Origin of the sequence: Streptomyces sp. NPDC051104, assembly GCF_040682835.1 — a bacterium.
Lineage (GTDB): Bacteria > Actinomycetota > Actinomycetes > Streptomycetales > Streptomycetaceae > Streptomyces > Streptomyces cynarae.
Map to the genome: position 1 here is coordinate 40,891 of NZ_JBFBBS010000005.1, position 22,163 is coordinate 63,053.

At 71.3% G+C, this 22,163-nt stretch carries 26 protein-coding genes and 1 tRNA gene; 20 read left to right on the forward strand and 7 right to left on the reverse strand.

Annotated features, from left to right (window positions below):
• The first annotated feature begins 80 nt into the window (after positions 1–80).
• The 6 genes from AB0N14_RS09965 to AB0N14_RS09990 all read left to right on the forward strand — a co-directional run bounded on the left by AB0N14_RS09965 (position 81) and on the right by AB0N14_RS09990 (position 3,364).
• Entirely contained in the window at positions 81–671 is a 591-nt protein-coding gene (locus tag AB0N14_RS09965; protein WP_366025184.1) for an HhH-GPD-type base excision DNA repair protein, read from the forward strand.
• Between the two features lie 71 nt (positions 672–742).
• Complete coding sequence (locus AB0N14_RS09970) at positions 743–1,420, forward strand: HdeD family acid-resistance protein (protein WP_366025185.1); 678 nt, start codon at positions 743–745, stop codon at positions 1,418–1,420.
• Positions 1,421–1,548: 128 nt separating this feature from the next.
• Positions 1,549–1,890, forward strand: a complete 342-nt coding sequence (locus tag AB0N14_RS09975; RefSeq protein WP_366025186.1) for a hypothetical protein — start codon at positions 1,549–1,551, stop codon at positions 1,888–1,890.
• A gap of 54 nt (positions 1,891–1,944) precedes the next feature.
• On the forward strand, positions 1,945–2,118 hold the full coding sequence (locus tag AB0N14_RS09980; protein WP_366025187.1) for a hypothetical protein: 174 nt from the start codon (positions 1,945–1,947) through the stop codon (positions 2,116–2,118).
• A 155-nt stretch (positions 2,119–2,273) separates the two neighbouring features.
• A complete protein-coding gene (locus AB0N14_RS09985) occupies positions 2,274–2,570 on the forward strand; it encodes a type II toxin-antitoxin system VapB family antitoxin (RefSeq protein ID WP_004943146.1) in 297 nt (98 codons plus the stop codon).
• Positions 2,571–2,716: 146 nt separating this feature from the next.
• Complete coding sequence (locus tag AB0N14_RS09990; protein WP_366025188.1) at positions 2,717–3,364, forward strand: LytR C-terminal domain-containing protein; 648 nt, start codon at positions 2,717–2,719, stop codon at positions 3,362–3,364.
• 122 nt (positions 3,365–3,486) lie between these two features.
• Here the strand turns inward: AB0N14_RS09990 and upp are convergent, their stop codons facing one another.
• Positions 3,487–4,122: a uracil phosphoribosyltransferase gene (gene upp, locus AB0N14_RS09995; RefSeq protein ID WP_366025189.1), complete on the reverse strand. Its 636-nt coding sequence runs from the start codon at positions 4,120–4,122 to the stop codon at positions 3,487–3,489.
• A gap of 97 nt (positions 4,123–4,219) precedes the next feature.
• Here upp and AB0N14_RS10000 point away from each other — a divergent pair, with 97 nt between their 5' ends.
• From AB0N14_RS10000 to AB0N14_RS10040, 9 genes are all read left to right on the forward strand, one after another.
• The gene (locus AB0N14_RS10000) at positions 4,220–4,405 is read left to right on the forward strand and encodes a hypothetical protein (RefSeq protein ID WP_103844242.1); all 186 of its coding nucleotides are present in this window, start codon (positions 4,220–4,222) and stop codon (positions 4,403–4,405) included.
• A 275-nt stretch (positions 4,406–4,680) separates the two neighbouring features.
• Entirely contained in the window at positions 4,681–5,214 is a 534-nt protein-coding gene (locus tag AB0N14_RS10005) for a hypothetical protein (protein ID WP_366025393.1), read from the forward strand.
• A gap of 65 nt (positions 5,215–5,279) precedes the next feature.
• The gene (gene tadA, locus AB0N14_RS10010; RefSeq protein WP_366025394.1) at positions 5,280–5,708 is read left to right on the forward strand and encodes a tRNA adenosine(34) deaminase TadA; all 429 of its coding nucleotides are present in this window, start codon (positions 5,280–5,282) and stop codon (positions 5,706–5,708) included.
• Between the two features lie 67 nt (positions 5,709–5,775).
• Positions 5,776–5,860, forward strand: a tRNA-Ser gene (locus AB0N14_RS10015).
• Between the two features lie 536 nt (positions 5,861–6,396).
• Positions 6,397–6,573 (forward strand): hypothetical protein, encoded by a 177-nt coding sequence (locus AB0N14_RS10020; RefSeq protein WP_181139268.1) that lies wholly within the window; start codon positions 6,397–6,399, stop codon positions 6,571–6,573.
• A 62-nt stretch (positions 6,574–6,635) separates the two neighbouring features.
• On the forward strand, positions 6,636–6,929 hold the full coding sequence (locus AB0N14_RS10025; protein WP_263230818.1) for a Dabb family protein: 294 nt from the start codon (positions 6,636–6,638) through the stop codon (positions 6,927–6,929).
• 159 nt (positions 6,930–7,088) lie between these two features.
• Positions 7,089–8,057, forward strand: a complete 969-nt coding sequence (locus AB0N14_RS10030; RefSeq protein ID WP_366025190.1) for an RNA polymerase sigma factor SigF — start codon at positions 7,089–7,091, stop codon at positions 8,055–8,057.
• Positions 8,058–8,303: 246 nt separating this feature from the next.
• Positions 8,304–9,248 (forward strand): RNA polymerase sigma factor SigF, encoded by a 945-nt coding sequence (locus AB0N14_RS10035; RefSeq protein ID WP_263230820.1) that lies wholly within the window; start codon positions 8,304–8,306, stop codon positions 9,246–9,248.
• A 362-nt stretch (positions 9,249–9,610) separates the two neighbouring features.
• The gene (locus AB0N14_RS10040; protein WP_366025191.1) at positions 9,611–9,949 is read left to right on the forward strand and encodes a hypothetical protein; all 339 of its coding nucleotides are present in this window, start codon (positions 9,611–9,613) and stop codon (positions 9,947–9,949) included.
• 469 nt (positions 9,950–10,418) lie between these two features.
• Here the strand turns inward: AB0N14_RS10040 and AB0N14_RS10045 are convergent, their stop codons facing one another.
• Complete coding sequence (locus AB0N14_RS10045) at positions 10,419–10,616, reverse strand: hypothetical protein (protein ID WP_366025192.1); 198 nt, start codon at positions 10,614–10,616, stop codon at positions 10,419–10,421.
• Between the two features lie 244 nt (positions 10,617–10,860).
• Here AB0N14_RS10045 and AB0N14_RS10050 point away from each other — a divergent pair, with 244 nt between their 5' ends.
• The 3 genes from AB0N14_RS10050 (at position 10,861) to AB0N14_RS10060 (ending at position 14,872) form a co-directional block, all read left to right on the forward strand.
• Positions 10,861–11,370 (forward strand): MarR family transcriptional regulator, encoded by a 510-nt coding sequence (locus AB0N14_RS10050; protein WP_366025193.1) that lies wholly within the window; start codon positions 10,861–10,863, stop codon positions 11,368–11,370.
• A gap of 13 nt (positions 11,371–11,383) precedes the next feature.
• Entirely contained in the window at positions 11,384–13,933 is a 2,550-nt protein-coding gene (locus tag AB0N14_RS10055; RefSeq protein ID WP_366025194.1) for an MFS transporter, read from the forward strand.
• 117 nt (positions 13,934–14,050) lie between these two features.
• Positions 14,051–14,872 carry a YceI family protein gene (locus tag AB0N14_RS10060; RefSeq protein WP_366025195.1) on the forward strand — a complete coding sequence of 274 codons (822 nt, stop codon included), beginning with the start codon at positions 14,051–14,053 and terminating at the stop codon, positions 14,870–14,872.
• Here the strand turns inward: AB0N14_RS10060 and AB0N14_RS10065 are convergent.
• Together AB0N14_RS10065 and AB0N14_RS10070 are read right to left on the reverse strand one after the other, a co-directional pair.
• Positions 14,858–15,565, reverse strand: coding sequence for a GAF and ANTAR domain-containing protein (locus AB0N14_RS10065; RefSeq protein WP_366025196.1), 708 nt, complete (start codon positions 15,563–15,565; stop codon positions 14,858–14,860). The genes AB0N14_RS10060 and AB0N14_RS10065 overlap by 15 nt on opposite strands.
• Before the next feature lie 41 nt (positions 15,566–15,606).
• Positions 15,607–16,287, reverse strand: coding sequence for a GAF and ANTAR domain-containing protein (locus tag AB0N14_RS10070; RefSeq protein WP_366025197.1), 681 nt, complete (start codon positions 16,285–16,287; stop codon positions 15,607–15,609).
• A gap of 258 nt (positions 16,288–16,545) precedes the next feature.
• Here AB0N14_RS10070 and AB0N14_RS10075 point away from each other — a divergent pair, with 258 nt between their 5' ends.
• On the forward strand, positions 16,546–16,899 hold the full coding sequence (locus tag AB0N14_RS10075; protein WP_366025198.1) for an STAS domain-containing protein: 354 nt from the start codon (positions 16,546–16,548) through the stop codon (positions 16,897–16,899).
• 68 nt (positions 16,900–16,967) lie between these two features.
• On the forward strand, positions 16,968–17,441 hold the full coding sequence (locus AB0N14_RS10080; protein ID WP_103845549.1) for a PPOX class F420-dependent oxidoreductase: 474 nt from the start codon (positions 16,968–16,970) through the stop codon (positions 17,439–17,441).
• 36 nt (positions 17,442–17,477) lie between these two features.
• Here AB0N14_RS10080 and AB0N14_RS10085 read toward each other — a convergent pair whose 3' ends face one another.
• The 3 genes from AB0N14_RS10085 to AB0N14_RS10095 all read right to left on the reverse strand — a co-directional run bounded on the left by AB0N14_RS10085 (position 17,478) and on the right by AB0N14_RS10095 (position 22,149).
• Entirely contained in the window at positions 17,478–18,227 is a 750-nt protein-coding gene (locus tag AB0N14_RS10085) for a TetR/AcrR family transcriptional regulator (protein ID WP_366025199.1), read from the reverse strand.
• Positions 18,228–18,397: 170 nt separating this feature from the next.
• Positions 18,398–20,647, reverse strand: a complete 2,250-nt coding sequence (locus tag AB0N14_RS10090) for a glycosyltransferase family 39 protein (protein ID WP_366025200.1) — start codon at positions 20,645–20,647, stop codon at positions 18,398–18,400.
• Positions 20,644–22,149 carry a bifunctional glycosyltransferase family 2/GtrA family protein gene (locus AB0N14_RS10095; RefSeq protein ID WP_366025201.1) on the reverse strand — a complete coding sequence of 502 codons (1,506 nt, stop codon included), beginning with the start codon at positions 22,147–22,149 and terminating at the stop codon, positions 20,644–20,646. Before AB0N14_RS10095 ends, AB0N14_RS10090 begins: the two co-directional genes overlap by 4 nt.
• Between the last annotated feature and the right edge of the window lie 14 nt (positions 22,150–22,163).

Consider the following 22,163-nt stretch of genomic DNA (forward strand, 5'->3'; position numbering starts at 1 on the left):
GGCAGCAGGCTAGGGTCCGGTACCTCACCGGCGTCGGCGCCCCGGCTGCGGTCCGCGCGCCGCCGGGCGACCATCGGGTCATGGACGTCACCCTTCACCTCGCCCAGGATCCCGAGGCCGACGGGCTCCTCGGGCGCAGTCCGCTCGCCGCGCTGATCGGAATGCTGCTGGACCAGCAGGTCCCGATGGAGTGGGCGTTCAAGGGACCGTGGACCATCGCGCGACGACTCGGCACCGACGACCTCGACGCGCACGACATCGCGGCCCGGGACCCGGAGGCCTTCGCGGAACTGCTGTCGCGCAAGCCCGCGGTGCACCGTTACCCAGGGTCGATGGCGCGGCGCATCCAGCAGCTGTGCCAGTACCTCGTCGAGCACTACGACGGGGACCCCGAGGCCCTGTGGGCCGACGCCGGCAGCGGGCGGGAACTGCTCGGGCGGCTCCAGGACCTGCCCGGCTTCGGCAAGCAGAAGGCGCAGATCTTCCTCGCGCTGCTCGGCAAGCAACTCGGCGTACGGCCCGAGGGGTGGCGGGAGGCCGCGGGCCCCTACGGAGAGGCCACGTCGTTCCGGTCCGTGGCCGACATCACCGGGCCCGAGTCCCTGGCGAAGGTCCGGGCGCACAAGCAGGAGATGAAGGCGGCGGCGAAGGCCGCGAAGGGCAATCGGTAGCAATCGGCAGGCGTCAGTCGGTTGGACCGTCCGGGGTGGCGGGGCGTCCGCACCGGTTCCCAGCATGGGTCATGACCGACGCACCGACCGGGCCCCCTGGTGGCCCGGAATACGACGACCGTCACGTCCACGCCGCGCGCGGCACGCACGCGACCAGACCGGCGTGGGACCTGCAGGAGCCGCCGTTCGAGGGGCCGTTGCACGTCCTCGCCCGCACCGCCTGGCAGGTCGTGCTGCTCACCGGCATCGCGTCGCTGATCCTCGGCGTCCTGGTCCTCCTCTGGCCGGGCCCGTCCCTGCTCGCTGCCGGGGTGCTCTTCGGCGTGTACCTGCTCGTCAGCGGTGTGTTCCAACTGGCCTCCGCCTTCGGGACGCACAAGACCACCTCGCTGCGCGTCCTGGCCTTCATCAGCGGCGCCCTGTCGATCCTGCTGGGCCTGTTCTGCTTCCGCAGCCGCCTGGAGTCGATCCTGCTGCTCGCACTGTGGATCGGGATCGGCTGGCTGATCCGCGGAATCACCCAGACCATGGCCGCCGCCCACGATCCGGCGGTGCCCGCGCGCGGCTGGCAGATCTTCCTCGGCGTCGTGACCTTCGTCGCCGGGATCGTGCTGATCGTCTCGCCGTTCCGGTCGATCGCCGTGCTGACCCTGGTCACCGGGTGGTGGCTGGTGGTGGTCGGCATCGTGGAGATCGTCACGGCGGTCCGGATCCGGGGCGGTACGCGGCGGATCCCGCGCACCGTGTGAAGATCGCATGGTGATCTCATGATGATCACATGGAGAACGTCAATCACACGCCCGGCTGGTACACCGTGCGAGCGGTTCTCGGGGCCGACACGATGAAGGACGTGCGTCCGACGGGGAGATGACCCCATGTGAGCCACGCACCGCACCCCCCACGCACCGCTCGACGGTATGCCTGGTTCAGGGTGCTCGTGGTGCTCGCCGGCCTCCTCGTGGCCGGCGCGTACACCGAGGCGGTGGAGGCCGACTCGGTCCCCGCGTCCGCGGTCCAGGCGTGCGACGCGGACTACGACGTCCTCGCGCCCGCGCCGCGGACCGCGACCCTCCAGGGGCCCCGCACCGTCACACCACTGCGACCGGGGCCGCAGGCCGCCCCCGCGCCGTCCGGCCCGGACGACCTGCCTCCTGTCCCCGTCCGGACGTCGCGCTCGGCCGCACTGCACGCCCTGCGCACCGTGGTCCTGCGCTGCTGACCGGTCCGGCCCACCCGGAACCGTCACACCATCGGCAACGCGAGGAACCCTTACATGCTCATCGACCCCTACGCGGTCCTGCACGCCCTGGTGCGTGCCGAGGCCCTGCGCAGCACGAACCCGAAACAGGAACCCGAGCCGGAGCCCGACGCGGTGGACCCGTCCACCCCGGCGATCCCGCCGGAGCGGGACCGCGAGCGGCGACCGTGGACACGTCCGCATCCGTGACCCATGACAGCGGCCGCCCCCGGCGGGGCGGCCGCGCCACTTCCCGCACACATACCGAACCCTCTCCCTTTTTGCCCCGTTTACCGCATCTTTTCCGAGGGCGCACTCCGTCGCCATGGCTGCGCCCGGAACGTGTCGACCGGTAGGCTTTCCGTGTGATCTTCAAGCGCATCGGAAACGGCCGGCCGTACCCCGACCACGGCCGGGAGAGCACCCGGCAGTGGGCGGACGTCGCGCCGCGCCCGGTCCGCCTCGATCAGCTGGTGACGACCAAGCAGCAGCTCGACCTGGAGACCCTGCTCGCCGAGGACTCGACGTTCTACGGCGACCTCTTCGCGCACGTCGTGAAGTGGCAGGGCGACCTGTACCTGGAGGACGGTCTGCACCGCGCGGTCCGCGCGGCTCTGCAGCAGCGCCAGGTGCTGCACGCACGGGTGCTCGAACTCGACTGATTCACCCGCGAGGCAGTCCCTGGGCGCCCGGTCCGCTTCCGCCGTTCGCGGGCCGTACGGGCGCCCTTTGACCCTTTCGGGTTGGACTCCGGGCGTCTGATGATCATCTAGTAGGCATTGCTGCCCGGGCGCACTACGCTGCGCCCATGAGCATGCTGACTCCCCCCGGCATGGGTGGCCAATACCGGATCACGGGGGGCAAGTACCCGCGGATGCGCCCGCCCCGGCGCCGCGGCAGGCTCGTGGTCGCCATCGTCGCCTCCGTGGCCGCCATCGGGCTGATCGGCTGGGGAACCCTGCAGCTCATCGACGTCTTCACCGGCGGCAGTGGCAGAACGTCGGCGTCCGGCCCCAAGGCGGGCTGTGCCGGCAAGGTGAGCGCGTCGCCCGCCGCCGCCCACGCCCTGCCCGAGCCGGGCCGGATCACGGTCAACGTCCTCAACGCCACGGAGCGCAGCGGCCTCGCCAAGGAGACCGCGGACGAGCTGAAGAAGCGCGGCTTCCACATCGGCACCGTGGGCAACGCGACGCAGCAGTACGACAAGAAGGTCAAGGGCGTCGGGATACTGCTCGGCCCGAAGGCCTCCCTGCACAGCGCGCTGCCGGTTCTCGCCACCCAGCTCGCGGGCGCCGCCCAGCGCACGGACGCCCGCACGGACGCGTCCGTCGACCTGGTCCTGGGCGACGACTTCAAGTCCCTGACGGCCAAGCCGGACGCGGACAAGGCCCTGGCGGCCCTGACGAACCCGACGCCGACGGCGTCGCCGGGCAGCACCGGCAAGAGGAGCTGCTGAGGTTCCTCCGGCACCGGCCACTGTCCCCGGTCCCACTCCGGTCCCCGGTCCCGTGCGGTGCGGCCGTGCTGCCTCGCACGGAGACCGCACGGCCGTCCGGGGCTGTCTCGCCCCTACGTCCCCTACTCGGCCGCCCCGTACAGCCGGTCCCCGGCGTCGCCGAGGCCCGGAACGATGTAGCCGTGCTCGTTCAGACGCTCGTCGACCGCGGCCGTCACCACCGTGACCGGCGTGCCCGCCAGTTCGCGTTCCATGATCTCGACGCCCTCCGGAGCGGCCAGCAGGACCACGGCCGTCACATCGTCCGCGCCGCGCTTGATCAGCTCCTGGATCGCCGCGACGAGCGTGCCACCGGTCGCGAGCATCGGGTCCAGCACGTACACCTGCCGCCCCGAGAGGTCCTCCGGCATGCGCGTCGCGTACGTGGAGGCCTGGAGGGTCTCCTCGTTGCGGATCATGCCCAGGAAGCCCACCTCGGCGGTCGGCAGCAGCCGCACCATGCCGTCCAGCATGCCGAGCCCGGCTCGCAGGATCGGCACCACCAGCGGGCGCGGACGGGACAGTTTGACGCCGGTGGTCGTGGCGACCGGCGTCTCGATCTCGATCGCCTCGGTGCGCACGTCCCGCGTCGCCTCGTAGGCGAGCAGAGTGACGAGTTCGTCGGCCAGCCGACGGAAGGTCGCGGAGTCGGTGCGCCGGTCGCGCAACGTGGTGAGCTTGTGGGCGACCAGGGGGTGGTCGACGACATGGAGACGCATGCCCCCACAGTAACCGGGCCACCGCGTCCGTCCGGACCTGGCATCGAACCCCCCATCAGAGGGAAAGTGGGAGGAACGGAACAGGGGTGGTGTGACGATGCCGGACCAGGAGTCCCCCAAGGAGCCGGAGGCACAGGAGTCGGACGCCGAGCGCAGGCGGCGCCGCGCCAGGTTCCTGCGTGAACTGGCGGAGGCACGCGAGCTGCGCGCCCGCGTCCAGCCCCGCCGTGCCAAGGCCGCACGGCTCCGTCACGCCATGCGTATGCGCACCTTCCGCTGGTGAGCGACGCGGCCGTCGCGGGAGTGGCCGTGCGGCCAGACGGGCAAAGGCCGCGTACGATCCGCAGGTGGCGGCAACGAGTGCGCTGGTGAGTGGACCGCTCTGCTCGGGTGCTCGCGATCAAAACAGCCAGACACAGGGAGCCGAAGACGTCCCCTGAACGCCTTGTTTCTGCCACGATTCCGAGTGGGTGGGGCTCGGAGCCCAGCTCTCTCCGCCCAGAACCTCCGCCGGGGGGACCCCCAACCGGCACGCCTATGACCAGTGGGAGAGTCACGGTGTACTTCGCCGCACTGCTCGCGCGCACCGAAGACGGGTGGGAAGCGAGCGACACAGAGCTCGACGATGTGGAGACGCTGTCCGACCTGGCCGACCTGGCCCGGGAAGCCTCGGCCGAGGACGACACGGTGCTCGTCCTGATCGAGCAGGAGGACGCGTGGTTCGGCGTCGTCCGCGTGGACGGCGAGGACGACCCTCGTATCTACGTCTCGGACGCCGCTGCCGCAGCCCGCAGTTCGTACGGCGAGATCCTGCTCACCGACGAACTGCTCGGAAGGGAGCCCGGCGACGACGGCCCGGACCTGGACTCCCTCGACCTCGACGGCACGGAGGACGGCGAGCCCGAGGACGCCGACGACGAGGACGCGCCCGGCACGGACGCCGCCGTGCCGCACGGCCCCGTGGGAGACAGCGAGATCCTCGACGACCTCGGCGTCTCCGAGAAGGAGCTGCGCGCCCTGGACGCCGAGGACGCGCTCAACGCGATCGCCGAGGCCCTGGGTGCCTCGGAGGTCCTGGAGACCGTCCGCTAGGTGTGCGGGTGACCGAGGACCGGGCGCCGGCCCCCGACCCGGTGCGCGACCGGTGGCGGGCCGCGATGCGTCTTGCCCTGGACGAGGCGGCGCGGGCCGTCGAGGGCGGTGACGTGCCCGTCGGTGCCGTCGTGCTGTCCCGGGACGGCTCGGTGCTGGCCACCGGTCACAACGAGCGCGAGGCGACGGGCGATCCGTCGGCCCACGCGGAGATCGTCGCGCTCCGCCGGGCCGCGGCGGCGCTCGGCGAGTGGCGGCTGCCCGGCTGCACGCTCGTCGTCACCCTGGAGCCCTGCACCATGTGTGCCGGCGCGGTGCAGCAGTCCCGGGTGGAGCGGCTGGTCTACGGTGCGCGCGACGAGAAGGCGGGCGCGGTCGGGTCGCTGTGGGACCTGGTGCGCGACCGGCGCCTGAACCACCGCCCGGAGGTGATCGCCGGCGTGCTCGCGGACGACTGCGCACGGCTGCTGACGGACTTCTTCCGGGTCCGCTGAACCCCGCCCCGAGCGATCCCCGGAACGGATTTCAGACCACGGCCCACCTTGGGGTAAGGTCTCCCTCGGTAGCGTGTCCGAGCGGCCGAAGGAGCTCGCCTCGAAAGCGAGTGTGGCGCAAGTCACCGAGGGTTCAAATCCCTCCGCTACCGCTGGAGAAGGGCCCCGCCTGTCAGTGGGGCCCTTCGTCGTGTGCGCCGGACGTGCGCAAGGAGTCCCGCACGCGCCGGATCCGCGCAGGGGACCGGACGTATCCGCGCGGCGCGAAGCCCCGGCGTGCCGCTCAGTGCGCCGGGGCTTCGGCTCCGCCCCCTGGAGCGGGGCGGCGGCCTCGGGGGAACAGGACGCCGTCCCCTCCGCTGAGGACACGGGCGTCGGGGCCGCCTCGCAGCTCGGGACCTCGCGGTGCGGGTCCCAGCCGGGTCCGGTCACCCGGTCCGGTCCTCCCTGCCCTCCGGGCCCCTGCCGGTCCGATGGGCTCCTCTCCATCCTCCGGCTTCACGCCGTCCCGGCAACCCGGCCGAACGGCCCCTTGCCCCGGGCCATTGGTCCCGAAGTCCCCGTACGGAAGGAACGGGTGAGGACGTGGTGCATACGTGATCTTTTGTGAAGCCCCGAACACCTGGCCGGGTTACACTCACCCGCGGCGAACCGGCCCCTCGGGGCGGAAGAGACGGGGGAGGCCACGGTGGCGGTACCGGGAAAGAAGATCGCGTTCTACGTGCTCGTGGTCTTCGTGCTCTATGTGATCATCACCGATCCGGCCAAGGCCGCCGACTACGTGCAGATAGGGTTCGAAGGCATCTCGAGCGCCGCCAAGGCCATCGGCCACTTCATGACCTGGATCGCCGACGGCGCAAAGTAAGCTCCCCCGAGGCCCCGCACGAACCGCCGGCCGCCGCCGTTGCCGTACCCCTGGGAGCATCCGTGATCCGCCACCTGGTCCTCTTCAAGCTCAACGAGGGCGTCCAGCGCGACGACCCGCGCGTCGTGGAGGGCGTCCGCGCCTTCGAGGCCCTCGGCGGCCTGATCGACGAGCTCCGCTTCTGGGAGCTGGGCTGGAACATCAGCGACCGCCCCGTCGCCCATGACTTCGCGATCAACTCGGCGGTGGACGACGCGGACGCCCTCAAGCGGTACCTGGAACACCCGGCGCACCAGGCGGGCGTCGCCCTGTGGCGCGAGTTCGCCACTTGGGTGATCGCCGACTACGAAATCTGAGCGACACCGCCCACCGATTCCGGGCGACACAACCGACGGAGCCCTCCACCGGAACAGTGGAGGGCTTTCCTGCGTCTTGTGCCCCAATCTCTGTCCCGGCCCCTCCCCCAACACGGAGTTATGCGGTGCTTGCACACAGTGTCCATTTCTTGTGATGCTATGACCGCTTTTGACGGTGAGTTGACAGATGTGTTGACGGATGAAGAGGTGGCGTTGACCGTGTCGGCCAGTACTGCGCCGCCCCAGGAGGACGAGGCCCCGTCCTCCGACCGGCATCAGGCATCCGCCACGGACTCCGCCCGCCCCGACGCGACCGAACCGGCCCCCGACACCGCCCCCGACCGCCCCCAGGAAGCCGCCAGACGCCGCGGCGCCGACACCCGGGCCCTCACCCAGATGCTCTTCGCCCAGCTCAAGGAGCTTCAGCCGGGCACCCCGGAGCACCACCGCGTGCGCGGCGCGCTCATCGAGGCGAACCTCCCCCTCGTCCGCTACGCCGCCGCCCGCTTCCGCTCCCGCAACGAGCCCATGGAGGACGTCGTCCAGGTCGGCACCATCGGCCTGATCAACGCCATCGACCGCTTCGACCCCGACCGCGGCGTGCAGTTCCCGACCTTCGCGATGCCCACCGTCGTCGGCGAGATCAAGCGCTACTTCCGCGACAACGTCCGCACCGTCCACGTCCCGCGCCGGCTGCACGAGCTGTGGGTGCAGGTCAACAGCGCCACCGAGGACCTGACGACGACGTACGGACGCTCGCCCACCACCGCCGAGATCGCCGAGCGGCTGCGCATCTCCGAGGACGAGGTGTTGTCCTGCATCGAGGCGGGCCGTTCGTACCACGCGACCTCCCTCGAGGCCGCCCAGGAGGGCGACGGACTCCCCGGCCTGCTCGACCGGCTCGGCTACGAGGACCCCGCCCTCGACGGCGTCGAGCACCGCGACCTCGTACGGCACCTGCTCGTCCAGCTGCCCGAGCGCGAGCAGCGGATCCTGCTGCTGCGCTACTACAGCAACCTCACCCAGTCCCAGATCAGCGCCGAACTGGGTGTCTCCCAGATGCATGTGTCAAGGCTCCTGGCGCGGAGCTTCGCCCGTCTGAGATCCGCAAACAGGATCGACGCATAACTCACGCGAGCGAATCACCCGCAAGCGCCCTTCCCGACGACTCTGCGCTGAAAAACCCTCAGAACCCTTCCAACCAGGGCGCATTCGCGTTTTACATATCGACATGTCACTACAGCGTGTTGCCGACATGTGACATTCTTCCGGGAGCGCGTTTGCCGCGGCCTCGCGACCGGTATTTCAGGGGAGGCTGCGTTCCTTACGACGGGAGCGTCCGCCGCTACCGTCCCGCGACCCAAAGGGGGTGGCATGTCCGCAGACCAGGGCAGCTCGAAGGTGCTCACGCTCATGCAGAGCGACTCCGCGCCCGACGTGCTCCAGGACCTTCAGGCCCCTCAGGACCTCCCGGGTGCCGAGACCCTTCCCGCCCAGGACCTCCCGGGCGCCGAGGCTCTTCCGGCCCCCGAGGCCCCGGACCTTCCGTCCACGGAGGGCATCGACACCCGCACCCTGTCCCGCTCCCTGTTCCTGCGGCTCGCCGCACTCGACGAGAACAGCCCGGAGCGTGCCTACGTCCGGGACACGCTCATCGAGCTCAACCTCCCGCTCGTCCGGTACGCGGCGGCCCGCTTCCGTAGCCGCAACGAACCGATGGAGGACATCGTCCAGGTCGGCACGATCGGCCTGATCAAGGCGATCGACCGCTTCGACTGCGAGCGGGGCGTGGAGTTCCCGACCTTCGCGATGCCGACGGTCGTGGGCGAGATCAAGCGGTTCTTCCGGGACACGTCCTGGTCGGTGCGGGTGCCGCGCCGCCTCCAGGAGCTGCGCCTGGCCCTCACCAAGGCCAGCGACGAGCTGTCGCAGAAGCTGGACCGCTCCCCGACGGTCACCGAACTGGCCTCCGCGCTGGGCGTGTCCGAGGAGGACGTGGTCGACGGCCTCGCGGTCGGCAACGCCTACACGGCGTCCTCGCTGGACTCCCCGACCCCCGAGGACGACGGCGGCGAGGGCTCGCTCGCGGACCGGCTCGGATACGAGGACTCGGCCCTGGAGGGCGTGGAGTACCGCGAGTCCCTCAAGCCGCTGCTGGCCAAGCTGCCGCCCCGCGAGCGGCGGATCATCATGCTCCGTTTCTTCGCGAACATGACGCAGTCGCAGATCGGCGAGGAGGTCGGCATCTCCCAGATGCACGTCTCCCGCCTCCTGACCCGCACGCTGGCACAGCTGCGGGACGGCCTGATCTCGGACTGAGCCACCGCGCGGGCGGCCCCCCAGTGGGGCAACGGCCCGTGCCGTCGGCAGCCCGGTCCTCATCGGTGGGTGCGCGATGTCGCGCACCGCTCTCCGGCCTGGCCGGCCTGCGCCGCAGCGACTCGTCGACGGCACAGGCCGACCGGTACCCGCTTGAGACGGCGGCCCGCTTCCGGAGCGGGTCGTCGGTACGGTGCGCAACATGCGTCCGCCCCGCTGGTTCAACGGGGCCTCGGCCGCAGTGGCCGGCGGCCGCGCCGCGAGCCCCCGACCAACGGGGCGAACCGCACCAGGTGGACGGGGCCGGCCCGCCTGCCACACCGAGCCTTCCGAATTGACGGCCCGTCAGTCACACTGGCGCGATGCTTCCAGCGACGTGGTTGCGGAGCCGTCAGGGGCTCGTGGTCGGGGCATCGGCGGTCGTCGTCTGCCTGGGCGGGATTCTGGCCGCGTGCACCGGCGGCGCGGACGGTGAGGCATACGTGGCGGTCGGCCCCGCGGGCGGCGGACCTCCGGCGTCCGGTACGGCGGTGGCGCCGACCGGAGACGTGACACTGGTCCACCTCGACGGACCGTCCGGGGCCAGGACCTCCGGGGCCAAGACCTCCGGGACCAGGACTCCAGGTATCCCGGACTCCCGCACGAGCGCCTCAACGACGGCCGGTGACGGCCCGGCCTCCAGCCCAACAGCCGTTGCGTGAAACGGCCGGTACGGCCACCGAGACCGGCACCGGTACCAAGTCGCCCGCGCCCGGCCCGGTTTCACCCTCCCCGACGCCGACCACCCCTCGCCCCACGCCGAGTGGCCCCGCAGTGCTCACCGCTAGTCGACCCGAGCGGCAGCCCACCGACCACCGCTGGTGCGAGAACGTGACCGTTCTCTTCCGCAACACCGGTGGCGCCCCGGTGCGTTCGGGCACGGTGACCCTCGGAACCCACATCATCGGGGCGCTCGGGACCGACTGGGCGACGATCGGGTCCACGGAGGCGCTGCCCGCACCTATCGCCTCCGGAGCGTCGGTGAAGGGGACCTGGACGGTGTGCGTCGACGCCTTGGGGGTCCCCCCCGCGCGAGCGAAGTCGAGCGTGGGGGAGGGTACCGCTCGGTATGCACATCGAGACGCGGGACGTCTCCGTCCGGTGGCCGTAAGCGGAGGTGCGGGAGCCGGCCTACTTCAGCGCCAGCCAGGCCACCGCGGCGACGATCACGACGGCCACGACGACGCCGACGATCAGGCCGATGCGGGGGCCGGCCGGAGCGGCCGCCTGCTGCCGGCCCTGAGGGGCCGCCTCGTCGACGAACGCGCGGAACATCTGCGTGCTGCCGGCGGGGTCGTAGTTGCCCTGGGGGCCCTGGGTGTTAGCCATGGCCCGGACCCTAGCGAATACGTGGGGGACTGCCCAAGTGAGGGTTCTGTGAGTGGCTCCGTCCGGGGGCCTGCCGCGAGGCCGTTCACAGCGATGCCACAGACGGGCACCCCATGCCACCTGCACATTTACTTTCGCCAATGCTTGCCTTTGCCAAGTCTTTAGCTCCCGGACCCCCGCTTCATTTGCCTGCAGCAACCAATCTCCTTATGGTTGCTCTAGGCAACGATAAGAAGGAGGTGCCATGGCCGAGCGAGCGCAGTACGAAGAGCTGGCGCGTCAGCTCAGCGCCTTCGGCGCCGTGAAGCGAGACCTCGGGCGCTGCCTGCCGCCCGACTGCCCCGGCGGTTCCGCCGCCGTGCTGACACTGCTCGGCCGCCACGGCGACATGCGCATGAGCAAGCTCGCGGAGCTGCTCGCCGTCGACATGTCGGTCACCAGCCGCCACGTCGCGCACGTCGCGGACCGGGGCTGGATCGAGCGCTGCCCGGACCCCGCCGACAAGCGCTCCCGCATCCTGCGTCTGACGGCGCCCGGCCGGGTCCAGCTCGACGAGCTGTCCCGGCGCACCGCCGCGCTGCTCGCCGACCGGCTGAGCGACTGGTCGGACGACGACGTCGGCCGCCTCATCCAGCTCATGGCACGGCTCAGGGAGAGCTTCGGCGACTGCCGTTCCACTCCGCGGCTCGCGCAGGCCGCACCCGCGACGGAATCCGTTGCCCACCAGACCACCCGTACACCCGCAAGCACGTAAGTAAAGGAAGCCCATGGCAACGACCACACCAGCCGGTGTGCGGGCTCACGCCAAGCACGGGGGAGGCTCCCCGGACGGCGCTCCGATGACGCACCGGCAGATCATGGAGGCCCTCTCCGGCCTTCTGCTCGGCATGTTCGTGGCGATCCTGTCGTCCACGATCGTCACCAACGCGCTGCCGCACATCATCGGCGACCTCGGCGGCGGCCAGTCCGCCTACACCTGGGTCGTCACCGCCTCGCTGCTGGCGATGACCGCGACCACCCCGCTGTGGGGCAAGCTCGCGGACCTGTACAGCAAGAAGGCGCTCGTCCAGATAGCCCTGATCGTCTACGTCCTGGGCTCGATGGCGGCCGGTCTGTCTCAGAACCCGGGCATGCTGATCGCCTGCCGTGTCGTGCAGGGCATCGGCGTCGGCGGTCTGTCCGCGCTGGCGCAGATCGTCATGGCCGCGATGATCTCCCCGCGTGAGCGCGGGCGTTACTCCGGCTACCTGGGCGCCACGTTCGCCATCGCCACCGTCGGCGGCCCGCTGCTCGGCGGTGTCATCACCGACACCTCGTGGCTGGGCTGGCGCTGGTGCTTCTACGTCGGCGTGCCCTTCGCGGTGATCGCGCTGATCGTGCTGCAGAAGACCCTGCACCTGCCCGTGGTCAAGCGGGAGGCCAAGGTCGACTGGGGCGGCGCGTTCTTCATCGCCGCCGCGGTCTCGCTGCTGCTGGTCTGGGTGACCTTCGCCGGTGACAAGTACGACTGGCTGTCCTGGCAGACGTACACCATGGTCGGCGGTTCCATCGTCCTCGGTGCGCTGTTCGTGCTGATCGAGACCAAGGCGAGCGAGCCGATCATCCCGCTGCGGCTGTTCCGCAACCGCACCATCACGCTGGCGTCGCTCGCCTCGCTCTTCGTGGGTGTCGCGATGTTCACCGGCACGGTGTTCTTCAGCCAGTACTTCCAGCTGGCCCGCGACAAGTCCCCGACGATGTCGGGTGTCCTGACGATCCCGATGATCGGTGGCCTGTTCGTCTCCTCCACCGTCTCCGGCCAGTTCATCACCCGCACAGGACGCTGGAAGGCGTGGCTGGTCAGCGGTGGTGTGCTGGTGACGGCCGGCCTGGGCCTGCTCGGCACCATCCGGTACGACACGGCCTACTGGAAGATGTCGATCTTCATGGCCCTGATGGGTCTCGGCATCGGCATGATGATGCAGAACCTGGTGCTGTGCACCCAGAACCAGGTGGCGCCGCGGGACCTGGGTTCGGCCAGCTCCACGGTCACCTTCTTCCGTTCCCTCGGCGGTGCGGTCGGCGTCTCCGCGCTCGGCGCGGTGCTCTCCCGCCGGATCACCCACTACATCTCCGACGGCATCAGCGCCCTGAGCCCCAAGTATCAGGCCGCCCTGGCCGGCTCGAGCTCGACCGACAGCATCCCGGACATGGGCAAGCTGCCGGCCCCGCTGCGCACGCTGCTGGAGAGCGCCTACGGCCACGGCATCGCCGACGTCTTCCTGATCGCCGGCTGCCTGGCGGCCGTCGCCTTCCTGATCACCCTGTTCATCAAGGAGGTCCCGTTGAAGACCAAGGGCGCGCTGGCGCAGGCCGCTGCCGACTCGGCGCCGCAGGAGGCCCCCGCGGCGACCACCCCGGCCGAGGCCTCCGCGCCGGCCGCGGCTGCCGCGCCGGCCGAGGAGAGGGTCCCGAGCTGGGCGGTGGCGAGCACCGAGACCACCGGCGAGGGCACGGGCACCCAGCGCCTCGCGGCCGTCGCCACGATCGCCCGGCCGGAGGCGGCCGGTGACGGCGGTGGCATCCCGGTCCGCGGCTTCGTCCGCGGCGGCGAGGGCGCGCCGGTCCCGCAGGCCGCCGTCACCCTGATCTCGCTGGGGGGACGGCAGCTGGGCCGGTCGGTCGCGCAGGCGGACGGTTCCTACGCGGTGCACGCTCCGGGCACCGGCTCCTACGTCCTGATCGCCTCCGCCGACGGCCACCAGCCGCAGGCCTCCACGATCGTCGTGCACGACGAGCCGGTGTCGTACGACGTCCTGCTCAGCGGCACCAGTGGCCTGAGCGGCGTCGTCCGCGCCGCCGAGACCGGGCTGCCGGTCAAGGACGCGATGGTCATCGTCACCGACGTGCGCGGCGACCTGCTGGCCACCGCGACCACCGGCGAGCAGGGCACCTTCTCCTTCGCGGAGCTCGTGCCGGGTGCCTTGACCGTGGCGGTGAACGCCGCCGGGCACCGCCCGCGGGCCCTGCCCGTCGAGGTCGGCGCCGCCGGAGTGACGCGGGTCGAGATCGACCTCGACTCCGGCTCCCAGGTGCAGGGCGTCGTACGGGCCCCGCACGGCCCCCTCGCGGACGCCCGGGTGACCCTGGTGGACGCGGCGGGCAACGTGGTCGGCACCGCCACCACCGGCGCGGACGGCGCGTACGCCTTCACCGACCTGAACAGCGGCGAGTACACCGTCATCGCGACGGGCTACCCGCCGGTGGCCACCGCGGTGACCGTCTCCGGCCGCGGTGTCGACGACCACGACATCGAACTCGCCCACCCGGGCGAGTAGTCCGGAGTCCGGCTCGTGGGGGCGCGCTGTGAGCGACAAGCGCCCCCGCGGGCCGGATTTTTTCGGCCGCCACGGGGATTTATCAAAGATTCAAGGGATTTAGAGGGGAACCACGCGATGGGACTGACCGCACGGATCCGTACGCGAGACGGATGGGCCGTGTCGCACGCGGTCGTCACCGTGACCGACATGACCGGGACGCAGGTCCTGCGCGCCGAGGCCGACGCGGAGGGCGCCGTCCGGGACGCGACCGAGCTGGCGCCCGGCGCCTACACCGTGATCGTCACGGCGGTCGGGTACGCGCCCGCCGCCTCCAGCGCGATCGTCACCGCGAGCGGGCGGGCCGAGGTCGGCACCGTGACGCTCGCCCGGCAGGGCGGCACCGAACTGCCGCCGCCCGGGCCGTGGACCATCGACCCGGCGCACTCCTCGGTGGGCGCGGTCGCGCAGCACCTGGGGATCTCCAGCGTGCACGGGCGGTTCACGGACTTCGCCGGGCGCATCGAGATCGCCCCGGACGAGGTGGAGAAGTCCCGCGTCGAGGCCGTCATCCGCGCCGAGTCCATCGACACGGGCAACGGCATGCGCGACACCCACCTGAGGTCGGCCGACTTCCTGGACGTCGAGAAGTACCCGGAGATCACCTACCGCTCGACCGGCCTGACGGCCGCGGGCGCGGACCGCTGGACGGTCCACGGCGAGCTGACCCTGCACGGGGTGGTCCGCCCGGTGGATCTGGGCCTCGCCTACCTCGGCATCGGCTCCGACCCGTGGGGCGGCACCCGTGCGGCCTTCCGCGCGACCACGGAACTGCGCCGCGAGGACTTCGCCATGAACTACAACCAGGTCGTCCAGGCGGGCATCGCCGCCATCGGCACCACGCTGAAGGTGGAGCTGGACATCCAGGCGGTGCAGGGCGAGTCGCTACCGTCCGCGTGACGGCGGACGGCCGTCGCCCGAGACCCGGGACACCAGATCGGTGGCCAGGTCGCGGAGCTTGGTGTTCGTGTCCTGGGAGATCCGGCGCAGGCGCTCCAGGGCGATCCGGGCACTGACCCGCTCCTGCGCCATCAGTATGCCGATCGCCTGGTCGATGACGCTGCGGGAGAGCAGGGCGGTGCGCACGTCGGTGGCGTCGGCGCGCTCGCGTTCCACGCGCAGGGCGACGTCGACGGCCTCGGTGGTCCGCGCCGCGAAGGCGCGGGCCCGGTCACGGACCGTGCCGAGCACCCCGGGCTCGATGCCGTAGAAGTTCAGCGCGGCGCCGGTGTCGCCCTCGACGGCGAGCGGCACCGCCAGCACGCAGCGCACCCCGACCGACAGCGCGTACTCCGTGTACGCGGGCCAGCGGGTCTCGGCGGCCAGGTCGGGGGCGTACTGCTCGGTCCCCGTCTCGGCGGCCGTGACGCAGGGGCCGGTGCCGTTCTCGTACTGGCGCAGATCCAGGCCGCTGGGCAGGGTTCCGCTGCCCGCCAGAGTCAGCAGGCGGTCGCCGCGGCGGACGGTGATGCTGCAGGCGTCGCAGCCGGGCACGGCCTCGACCGCGCGGTCGGTCAGGTCCCGCAACAGCGTGTCGAGACCGCCGCTGCGCACGATCGCCTGGTCGAGCGGGTAGGGCATCTCGGGTCTCATGTCATGCTTTTGTCCCCGTTTCGTCGATCAACTCCTGACCGTCATGTGGTGTGGTTCGCATCGACGATGCGGCGGGCGAGGTCCCGCAGCTTGACGTTCTCCCGCTGTGAGGCGCGGACCAGACTGTCGAACGCCTCCGTGGCGTCCATGTTCAGGCGCTCCATGAGGATGCCGGTGGCCTGGCCGATCAGGTCCCGGGTGTGCATCGCCTCGGTGAGCTGCTCGCGCACGGTCACCGAGTCCAGCGCGAGGCCGACGTGCGCGGTGAACAGCCGGCCGATCCGCGTTGCGGCGTCGTCGAAGGCGTGCGGCTTGCCGGCGTAGACGGTGAGCACCGTCAGGCGTCGCTTGTCGGCGCGCAGCCGCAGCGCGAGCGCCGAGCGCAGGCCCAGGCCGGCCAGCACGGAGCCGCCCGCGTCGCTCTCGCTGTCCGCCACGCGCACGACGGGCGCGTGCCACAGGTGGTCCCAGTACGGGGCGCGGTCGCTGCCCGGCCGGGAGTCGTGGGCGGTGCGGACGACCTCGTCGCTCCAGGCGAGCGTACGGAAGTGGTTGCCGCGCTCCGCCTCGGAGATGACCGCGTGTTCGGCGCCCGGCACCAGGCGCACGGCGAGGCCGACGGCGGTGCTCATGGTGCTGTGGGGGGTGACCGTGTCGTGCAGTTGCCGAGCCGCCGCGGTCAGCGTTTCGGCCAGCTCGAAGCCCCGCGGAAAATCAGGCAAATCGGAAAAGTCGGACGAAGGCACACGAACCTCTTCGGCGTGCACGGCCATACGGCCATGCGCAGGAGAGCTCCGCAGCACATTCCCGACTGCGAGCGCAGGACGGACAGAACTTTATCTCCTTCCCGCGGGGCGATTGACGCCCGGTTGACTCTCGTCGGTCCCTCTTTCGCAGCGGCGCACGACAGTGGTGGAATGAGGCGACAGGTCAGGAAGCGGCCTCCCTGAGCCCGGACGAACCTCTGCCAGGTGAGTGCCATGACCCATGTCCCGAGCCCGTGCCGGGTGCGCGATCTGCCCGGCCGCAGCCTGATCGTCCTGCCCCCGGAGATCGACCTGTCCAACTCCCCCGCGCTGTGCGCCGCCATCACGTCCTTCGCCGGGGCGCGCGCCACCCGGCTCAGCGTGCTGATCCTGGACTTCACCCGCACCGGCTTCATGGACTCCCAGGGCGCCCGCCTCGTCCAGGACGTACGGTGCCGGCTGCCCGCGGGGGTGGGGGTACGGGTGGTGGCGGCACCGCTCGGCGTCCCGAGCCGCGTCCTGGAGCTGACCGGGGTGCGGCGGGACGTGCCCGTGTACGACAGCCTGGCGGAGGCGTTGGAGTCCTGAAGCCGACGTGCGGTCGTAGGCACGACAGGGTCAGCCTCGGAACGGCCCGGTGCGTCTAGGCTGCGGGCATGGCACCGAACATCGCGACCAACACCGACGTATCACTGGACGAGTTGCTGGACTTCGTACGCCCCCGTCACCGCGCGATCCTGCTGACCCGCCGCGCCGACGGCAGCCCCCAGGGGTCGCCGCTGACCTGCGGCGTCGACGACTCGGGGCGGATCGTCGTCTCCACGTACCCGGAGCGCGCCAAGACCCGCAACGCCAAGCGGGACGAGCGGGTCAGCGTCATCGTGCTCAGCGACGACTGGAACGGGCCCTGGGTCCAGATCGACGGCACGGCCGAGGTCATCGACACGCCGGACTCCGTCGAACCGCTCGTCGAGTACTACCGCAACATCGCGGGCGAGCACCCGGACTGGGACGAGTACCGCGAGGCCATGGTCAAGCAGGGAAAGTCGATCATCCGGATCACCCCGGTGCGCTGGGGTCCTGTGGCGACGGGCGGCTTCCCGGCCCGCCTGGTCTCCTCCGAGGACTGACAGCCTGCGTACAGGCCCTTGGGGCAGGGGACACCCCTACCGCCGGGCGACCATCGCCTCGATCCCCGCGATGAGCGTCTCCAGCGCGAAGGCGAAGTCCCGCTCGCGCATCTCCTCCACCGTGTCGCCGCCGCGGGCCTGCATGAGGTCCGCGGACCGGTGCACGGCCTCGCTCAGACCGGGGCTCTCGGTCACCGCGCTCATGGCGTGGCGGACGTACTCGTCCTGGCTCAGCCCGGCCGCCGCGCAGCGCGCGATGAAGTGCCCCTCGATCGTGCCGAAGCCGTACACGAACTGGAAGACCGCCGAGATCGCGCCCATCCGGCCGTGCGCCGGCAGCCCGGTCAGCCTGATCACCCGCTGCACGGCGAGCGAGAAGGCGACCGCGTGCGGGCCGATGTTGAGGAAGGTCCCGGCGAGCGGGGACAGCCAGGGATGGCGCACCAACAGCGCCCGGTACTCGGCGGCGAGGCCCCGCAGTTGGTCGCGCCAGTCCTCTCCGGTGTCGCCGGCCGGCAGCCGCACCTCCCCGAAGGCCGCGTCCAGCGCCAGCTCCAGCAGGTCGTCCTTGGTGTCCACGTACCAGTACACGGACATCGCCGTCACGTTCAGCTCGGCGGCGAGCCGCCGCATGGAGAACCTGGCGAGCCCCTCGGCGTCCAGCAGCCGGACGGTCGCCTCGGTGATCCGCTCCCGGTCCAGCCCTGAGGGCTGCCCGCCCCCGCGCCCGCCACGGCGCGCCTTGCCCTCCAGCCAGACGCTGGTCCGCTGGGCTGCCTTCACCATGGCACACCTTTCCCGACATTCCGCTCCCAGGCGACCACCACCTCCCGAGTCTGCCCGCTCCGCCCGACGCAGCAACGCCGCCGCGTCTCACGGTGAGTTGCGTGAGACAGATGACGCAAAAGCGGTGGACCGGGCATCGGTGCCCGGCCCACCGCTCGGTGCGCGAACCGTCAGCTGCCGTTCGAGCCGCCGCTCGTCTTCTGCGTGAGGTCGTAGAAGGTGGCCGAACCGACCGTCACCTTCTTGAAGTTCTGCTGAACCCACGAACTGATCTGCGACGAGACGTTGGAGCCGCCGTTGCTGCCCCCGCCGCCGAAGCCGCCGCCCGAGATGAAGTAGTGGATCTTTCCTTCCGCCACGTACTTCTGGAACTGGGCCAGCGTCGGGGACGGGTCGCTGCCGTTGAAGCCGCCGATCGCCATCACCGCATCGCCGGTGGCGAGCTGGTAGCTCGCGGCGTTCTGCGAACCGATGGACGCGGCGACCCAGGTGTACTTGCTCGCGTCCTTCTCCAGCAGCGTCTTGGCCGCGGAGCTGACGTTCGCGCCGTTGAGCAGGCCGCCGATGCCGCCGCCACCCGTGCGCCCACCGCCGGGGAAGCCCTGCCGACCGTTCTGGCCCTGGGTGCTGCCGTTGCCCTGCTGCTGGTTCTGGCCCGGCATGCCGCCGCCCGGGAACCCGCCGGTGCCGTTGCCGCCGCCGGGGAAGCCCTGCCGGCCGTTCTGGCCCTGCGTGGTGCCGTTGCCCTGCTGCTGGTTCTGGCCCGGCATACCGCCGCCGAAGCCGCCGCGCATGCCGCCACCGCCCGGGCCGCCACGGCCGCCGCGGCCCATACTGCTCGCGCCCGCCGGACCGGCCGTGACGATCGACCCGATGTGGCCCTGGTTCACGGTGGTGAGGGTGTACGCGGTCGGACCCGCGAGCGCGGCCACGAAGCCGAGGCCCACCGCCGCGAGCGCGAGCTGCCGTCCGAGCCGGGCCACGAAGATGAGCCCCAGGGCGCTGACCAGACCACCGACGAGGACCAGCCACTTCAGCCAGGGCAGGTAGTCCGGGGTGCGGTTGAGGAGCACGTACCCCCAGGCCGCAGTCGCCGTGGCGGTGGCCGCGAGCGTGAGCGACGCCCACGTCCTCGACCGCTCCTCCCACAGGACCGTGACGCCCATGCCGACCAGGGCGGCGATGTAGGGGGCGAGGGCCACCGTGTAGTACTGGTGGAAGATGCCCGCCATGTAGCTGAAGATCACGGCGGTCATCAGCAGCGAGCCGCCCCAGGCGAGGAACGAGCCGCGGACCAGGTCCGTGCGCCCCGCCTTCCGGGTGAGCACCAGGCCCGCGACGAGCAGGATCAGCGCCGCCGGGAGCAGCCAGGAGATCTGGGAGCCGATCTCGGAGTTGAACATGCGGTCCCAGCCGGTCGCGCCCCACCGGCCACCGTTGCCGCCGGCACCGCCGCCGACGCTGCCGGTCTCGTCGCCGTTGATGCGGCCCAGGCCGTTGTAGCCGAAGGTCAGCTCCAGGAAGGAGTTGTTCTGCGAGCCGCCGATGTACGGGCGGGAGGCCGCCGGCCACAGCTCGACGATCGCGACCCACCAGCCGCCCGAGACGACCAGCGCGACGGTCGCGAGGCCCAGTTGCGCGAGTCGCTTCCTCAGCTTCACCGGAGCGCAGACGCCGTACACGAGCGCCAGCGCCGGAAGGATCAGGAAGGCCTGCAGGGTCTTCGTCAGGAAGGCGAAGCCGACCGCGACCCCCGCCCACACCAGCCACTTGGTGCGGCCGTCCTCCAGGCCCCGGACGACGAAGTAGACGGTGAGCGCCATCAGCAGGGCGAGCAGCGCGTCCGGGTTGTTGAACCGGAACATCAGCGCCGCGACCGGGGTGAGCGCGAGCACGGCGCCCGCGATCAGACCGGCCGCCGGGCTGAACCTGCGCCGGACGGCCGCGTAAACCACGGCGACCGTGAGGACGCCCATGACGACCTCGGGGACCAGGATCGCCCACGAGTTGAGGCCGAAGATCCTGACCGACAGGGCCATCGGCCACAGCGAGGCCGGGGGCTTGTCGACGGTGATGGCGTTGCCCGCGTCCAGCGAGCCGAAGAAGAACGCCTTCCAGGACTTGCTGCCGGCCTGGAGCGCCGCCGAGTAGAACGAGTTGGCGTACCCGGAGGCGCTCAGGTTGTACATGTACAGCAGCCCCGTGGCGAGCAGCAGGCCGAGGAACGCGGGGCGCGCCCAGCGGGGGTCCTCGGGCCGGCCGCGCCGGAGTCTGCGCGTGAGCGGCTGCTGGGGCTCACCGGCTCCGGGGGCGGGGGCCGGTGGCGTGGCGGGTGTCTGCGGGGGAGCGGTCGGGGGCGGTCCCCAGGCGTGGGGGGCCGCACCCCCCTGGTAGGTCGACTGTTCGTAGTGCGTGGTCATCGGAAGTCCCTCGGGTCGGTGTCCTGCGGGCGCACCGGCTGCAGCGGCATGGTTGCGTCCCCCCAGGGGGTGCGGTCCGCGTCGGCACCGGCGCGGAAGGGGGTGGTGTCGTACTCGCGGTCGTACTCGGGGTCGTACTCGGTGTCGTACGAGGAGTGCGGTGCCGCGTGGCGCTGGGGCAGCGGCGGGAGCGGCTGGTACGCGGGCGCCCCCGGGGTGTGACGCTGCTGGGGCACTTCGGCCTGGGGCGTCGGGGTGTCGTCGCGGCGGTCCGGGAACACCCAGGCCCTGAAGAGCAGGAACCGCAGCACGGTCGCCGCGAGGTTGGCGGCGATCAGCACCGCCAGCTCGGTGGAGTGCGCCGGATCGCTCGTCGCCGCGTTCAGGGCGGCGAGGGAGCCGCTGGTCAGGGCGAGGCCGATGCCGAAGACCACCAGGCCCTGCGCCTGATGGCGGACGGCGCCGCCCCTGCCGCGGACGCCGAAGGTGAGCCGGCGGTTGGCCGCCGTGTTGGCGATCGCCGAGACCAGCAGGGCGAGCGCGTTCGCGATCTGCGAGCCCGAGAACTGCCGGAAGACGCTGTAGAGCAGCAGATAGAACAGGGTGGACAGGCCGCCGACCACGCAGAAGCCGACGAGCTGGCGGGCCAGGCCCCCCGGCACGTCTCTGAGGTCGCGGTCGCGCGGATCGTCACCGAACGGCCGGGTCAGCCGGTCCAGCGGCAGCGACCCGGTGGCCAGCGCCTTGCCGATGCGCCACACGCCCTTGAGGTCATCGGTCGCGGTCTTCACGATGTTCACCGTGGAGTTCGGGTCGTCGACCCAGTCGACCGGCACTTCGTGGATGCGCAGCCCCGCCCGCTCGGCGAGCACCAGCATCTCGGTGTCGAAGAACCAGCCGGTGTCCTCCACCAGCGGCAGCAGCACCTGGGCCACATCACGGCGGATCGCCTTGAAGCCGCACTGCGCGTCCGAGAAACGGGCCTGCAACGAGCCGCGCAGGATGAGGTTGTAGGCACGGCTGATGAACTCCCGCTTCGGGCCGCGCACGACCCGGGAGCTGCGGGCGAGCCGGGAGCCGATCGCCAGGTCGGAGTGACCGGAGATCAGCGGCGCGACCAGCGGGAGGAGTGCGTTGAGGTCGGTGGACAGGTCCACGTCCATGTAGGCGAGGATCGGGGCGTCCGAGGCGGACCAGACGGTCCGCAGCGCCCGGCCGCGGCCCTTCTGCTCCAGCCGGAAGGACCTCACCTCGGGGATCCGCTCCTCCAGCCGCGCCGCCACCTGCGGGGTGGTGTCCGTGGACGCGTTGTCCGCGATCGTGATGCGGAACGCGTACGGGAACGTGCGCTTGAGGTGCTCGTGCAGTCTGAGCACACATGGCTGGAGGTCCTTCTCCTCGTTGTAGACGGGGATCACTACGTCCAGGACAGGCGTACCGGCTCCTGCGGCCGGGAGGTGCTCCCGCGCCGGCAGGGTGCCGGGAGAAGAGTCGATTCGCATGGAACCGACTCTTC

Excerpts from the sequence above, each read along its gene's own strand:
- AB0N14_RS10035 (WP_263230820.1), top strand. The coding sequence starts at position 8,304 with ATGTCCGCAGACCAGGGCAGCTCGAAGGTGCTCACGCTCATGCAGAGC.
- tadA (WP_366025394.1), top strand. The coding sequence starts at position 5,280 with ATGCGTCTTGCCCTGGACGAGGCGGCGCGGGCCGTCGAGGGCGGTGAC.
- AB0N14_RS10080 (WP_103845549.1), top strand. The coding sequence starts at position 16,968 with ATGGCACCGAACATCGCGACCAACACCGACGTATCACTGGACGAGTTG.
- AB0N14_RS10030 (WP_366025190.1), top strand. The coding sequence starts at position 7,089 with ATGACCGCTTTTGACGGTGAGTTGACAGATGTGTTGACGGATGAAGAG.
- AB0N14_RS09965 (WP_366025184.1), top strand. The coding sequence starts at position 81 with ATGGACGTCACCCTTCACCTCGCCCAGGATCCCGAGGCCGACGGGCTC.
- AB0N14_RS10055 (WP_366025194.1), top strand. The coding sequence starts at position 11,384 with ATGGCAACGACCACACCAGCCGGTGTGCGGGCTCACGCCAAGCACGGG.
- AB0N14_RS10045 (WP_366025192.1), bottom strand. The coding sequence starts at position 10,616 with ATGGCTAACACCCAGGGCCCCCAGGGCAACTACGACCCCGCCGGCAGC.
- AB0N14_RS10075 (WP_366025198.1), top strand. The coding sequence starts at position 16,546 with ATGACCCATGTCCCGAGCCCGTGCCGGGTGCGCGATCTGCCCGGCCGC.
- AB0N14_RS10000 (WP_103844242.1), top strand. The coding sequence starts at position 4,220 with ATGCCGGACCAGGAGTCCCCCAAGGAGCCGGAGGCACAGGAGTCGGAC.
- AB0N14_RS10040 (WP_366025191.1), top strand. The coding sequence starts at position 9,611 with ATGCTTCCAGCGACGTGGTTGCGGAGCCGTCAGGGGCTCGTGGTCGGG.
- AB0N14_RS10085 (WP_366025199.1), bottom strand. The coding sequence starts at position 18,227 with ATGGTGAAGGCAGCCCAGCGGACCAGCGTCTGGCTGGAGGGCAAGGCG.
- upp (WP_366025189.1), bottom strand. The coding sequence starts at position 4,122 with ATGCGTCTCCATGTCGTCGACCACCCCCTGGTCGCCCACAAGCTCACC.
- AB0N14_RS10095 (WP_366025201.1), bottom strand. The coding sequence starts at position 22,149 with ATGCGAATCGACTCTTCTCCCGGCACCCTGCCGGCGCGGGAGCACCTC.
- AB0N14_RS09990 (WP_366025188.1), top strand. The coding sequence starts at position 2,717 with ATGAGCATGCTGACTCCCCCCGGCATGGGTGGCCAATACCGGATCACG.
- AB0N14_RS10060 (WP_366025195.1), top strand. The coding sequence starts at position 14,051 with ATGGGACTGACCGCACGGATCCGTACGCGAGACGGATGGGCCGTGTCG.
- AB0N14_RS10065 (WP_366025196.1), bottom strand. The coding sequence starts at position 15,565 with ATGAGACCCGAGATGCCCTACCCGCTCGACCAGGCGATCGTGCGCAGC.
- AB0N14_RS10090 (WP_366025200.1), bottom strand. The coding sequence starts at position 20,647 with ATGACCACGCACTACGAACAGTCGACCTACCAGGGGGGTGCGGCCCCC.
- AB0N14_RS09980 (WP_366025187.1), top strand. The coding sequence starts at position 1,945 with ATGCTCATCGACCCCTACGCGGTCCTGCACGCCCTGGTGCGTGCCGAG.
- AB0N14_RS09970 (WP_366025185.1), top strand. The coding sequence starts at position 743 with ATGACCGACGCACCGACCGGGCCCCCTGGTGGCCCGGAATACGACGAC.
- AB0N14_RS10050 (WP_366025193.1), top strand. The coding sequence starts at position 10,861 with ATGGCCGAGCGAGCGCAGTACGAAGAGCTGGCGCGTCAGCTCAGCGCC.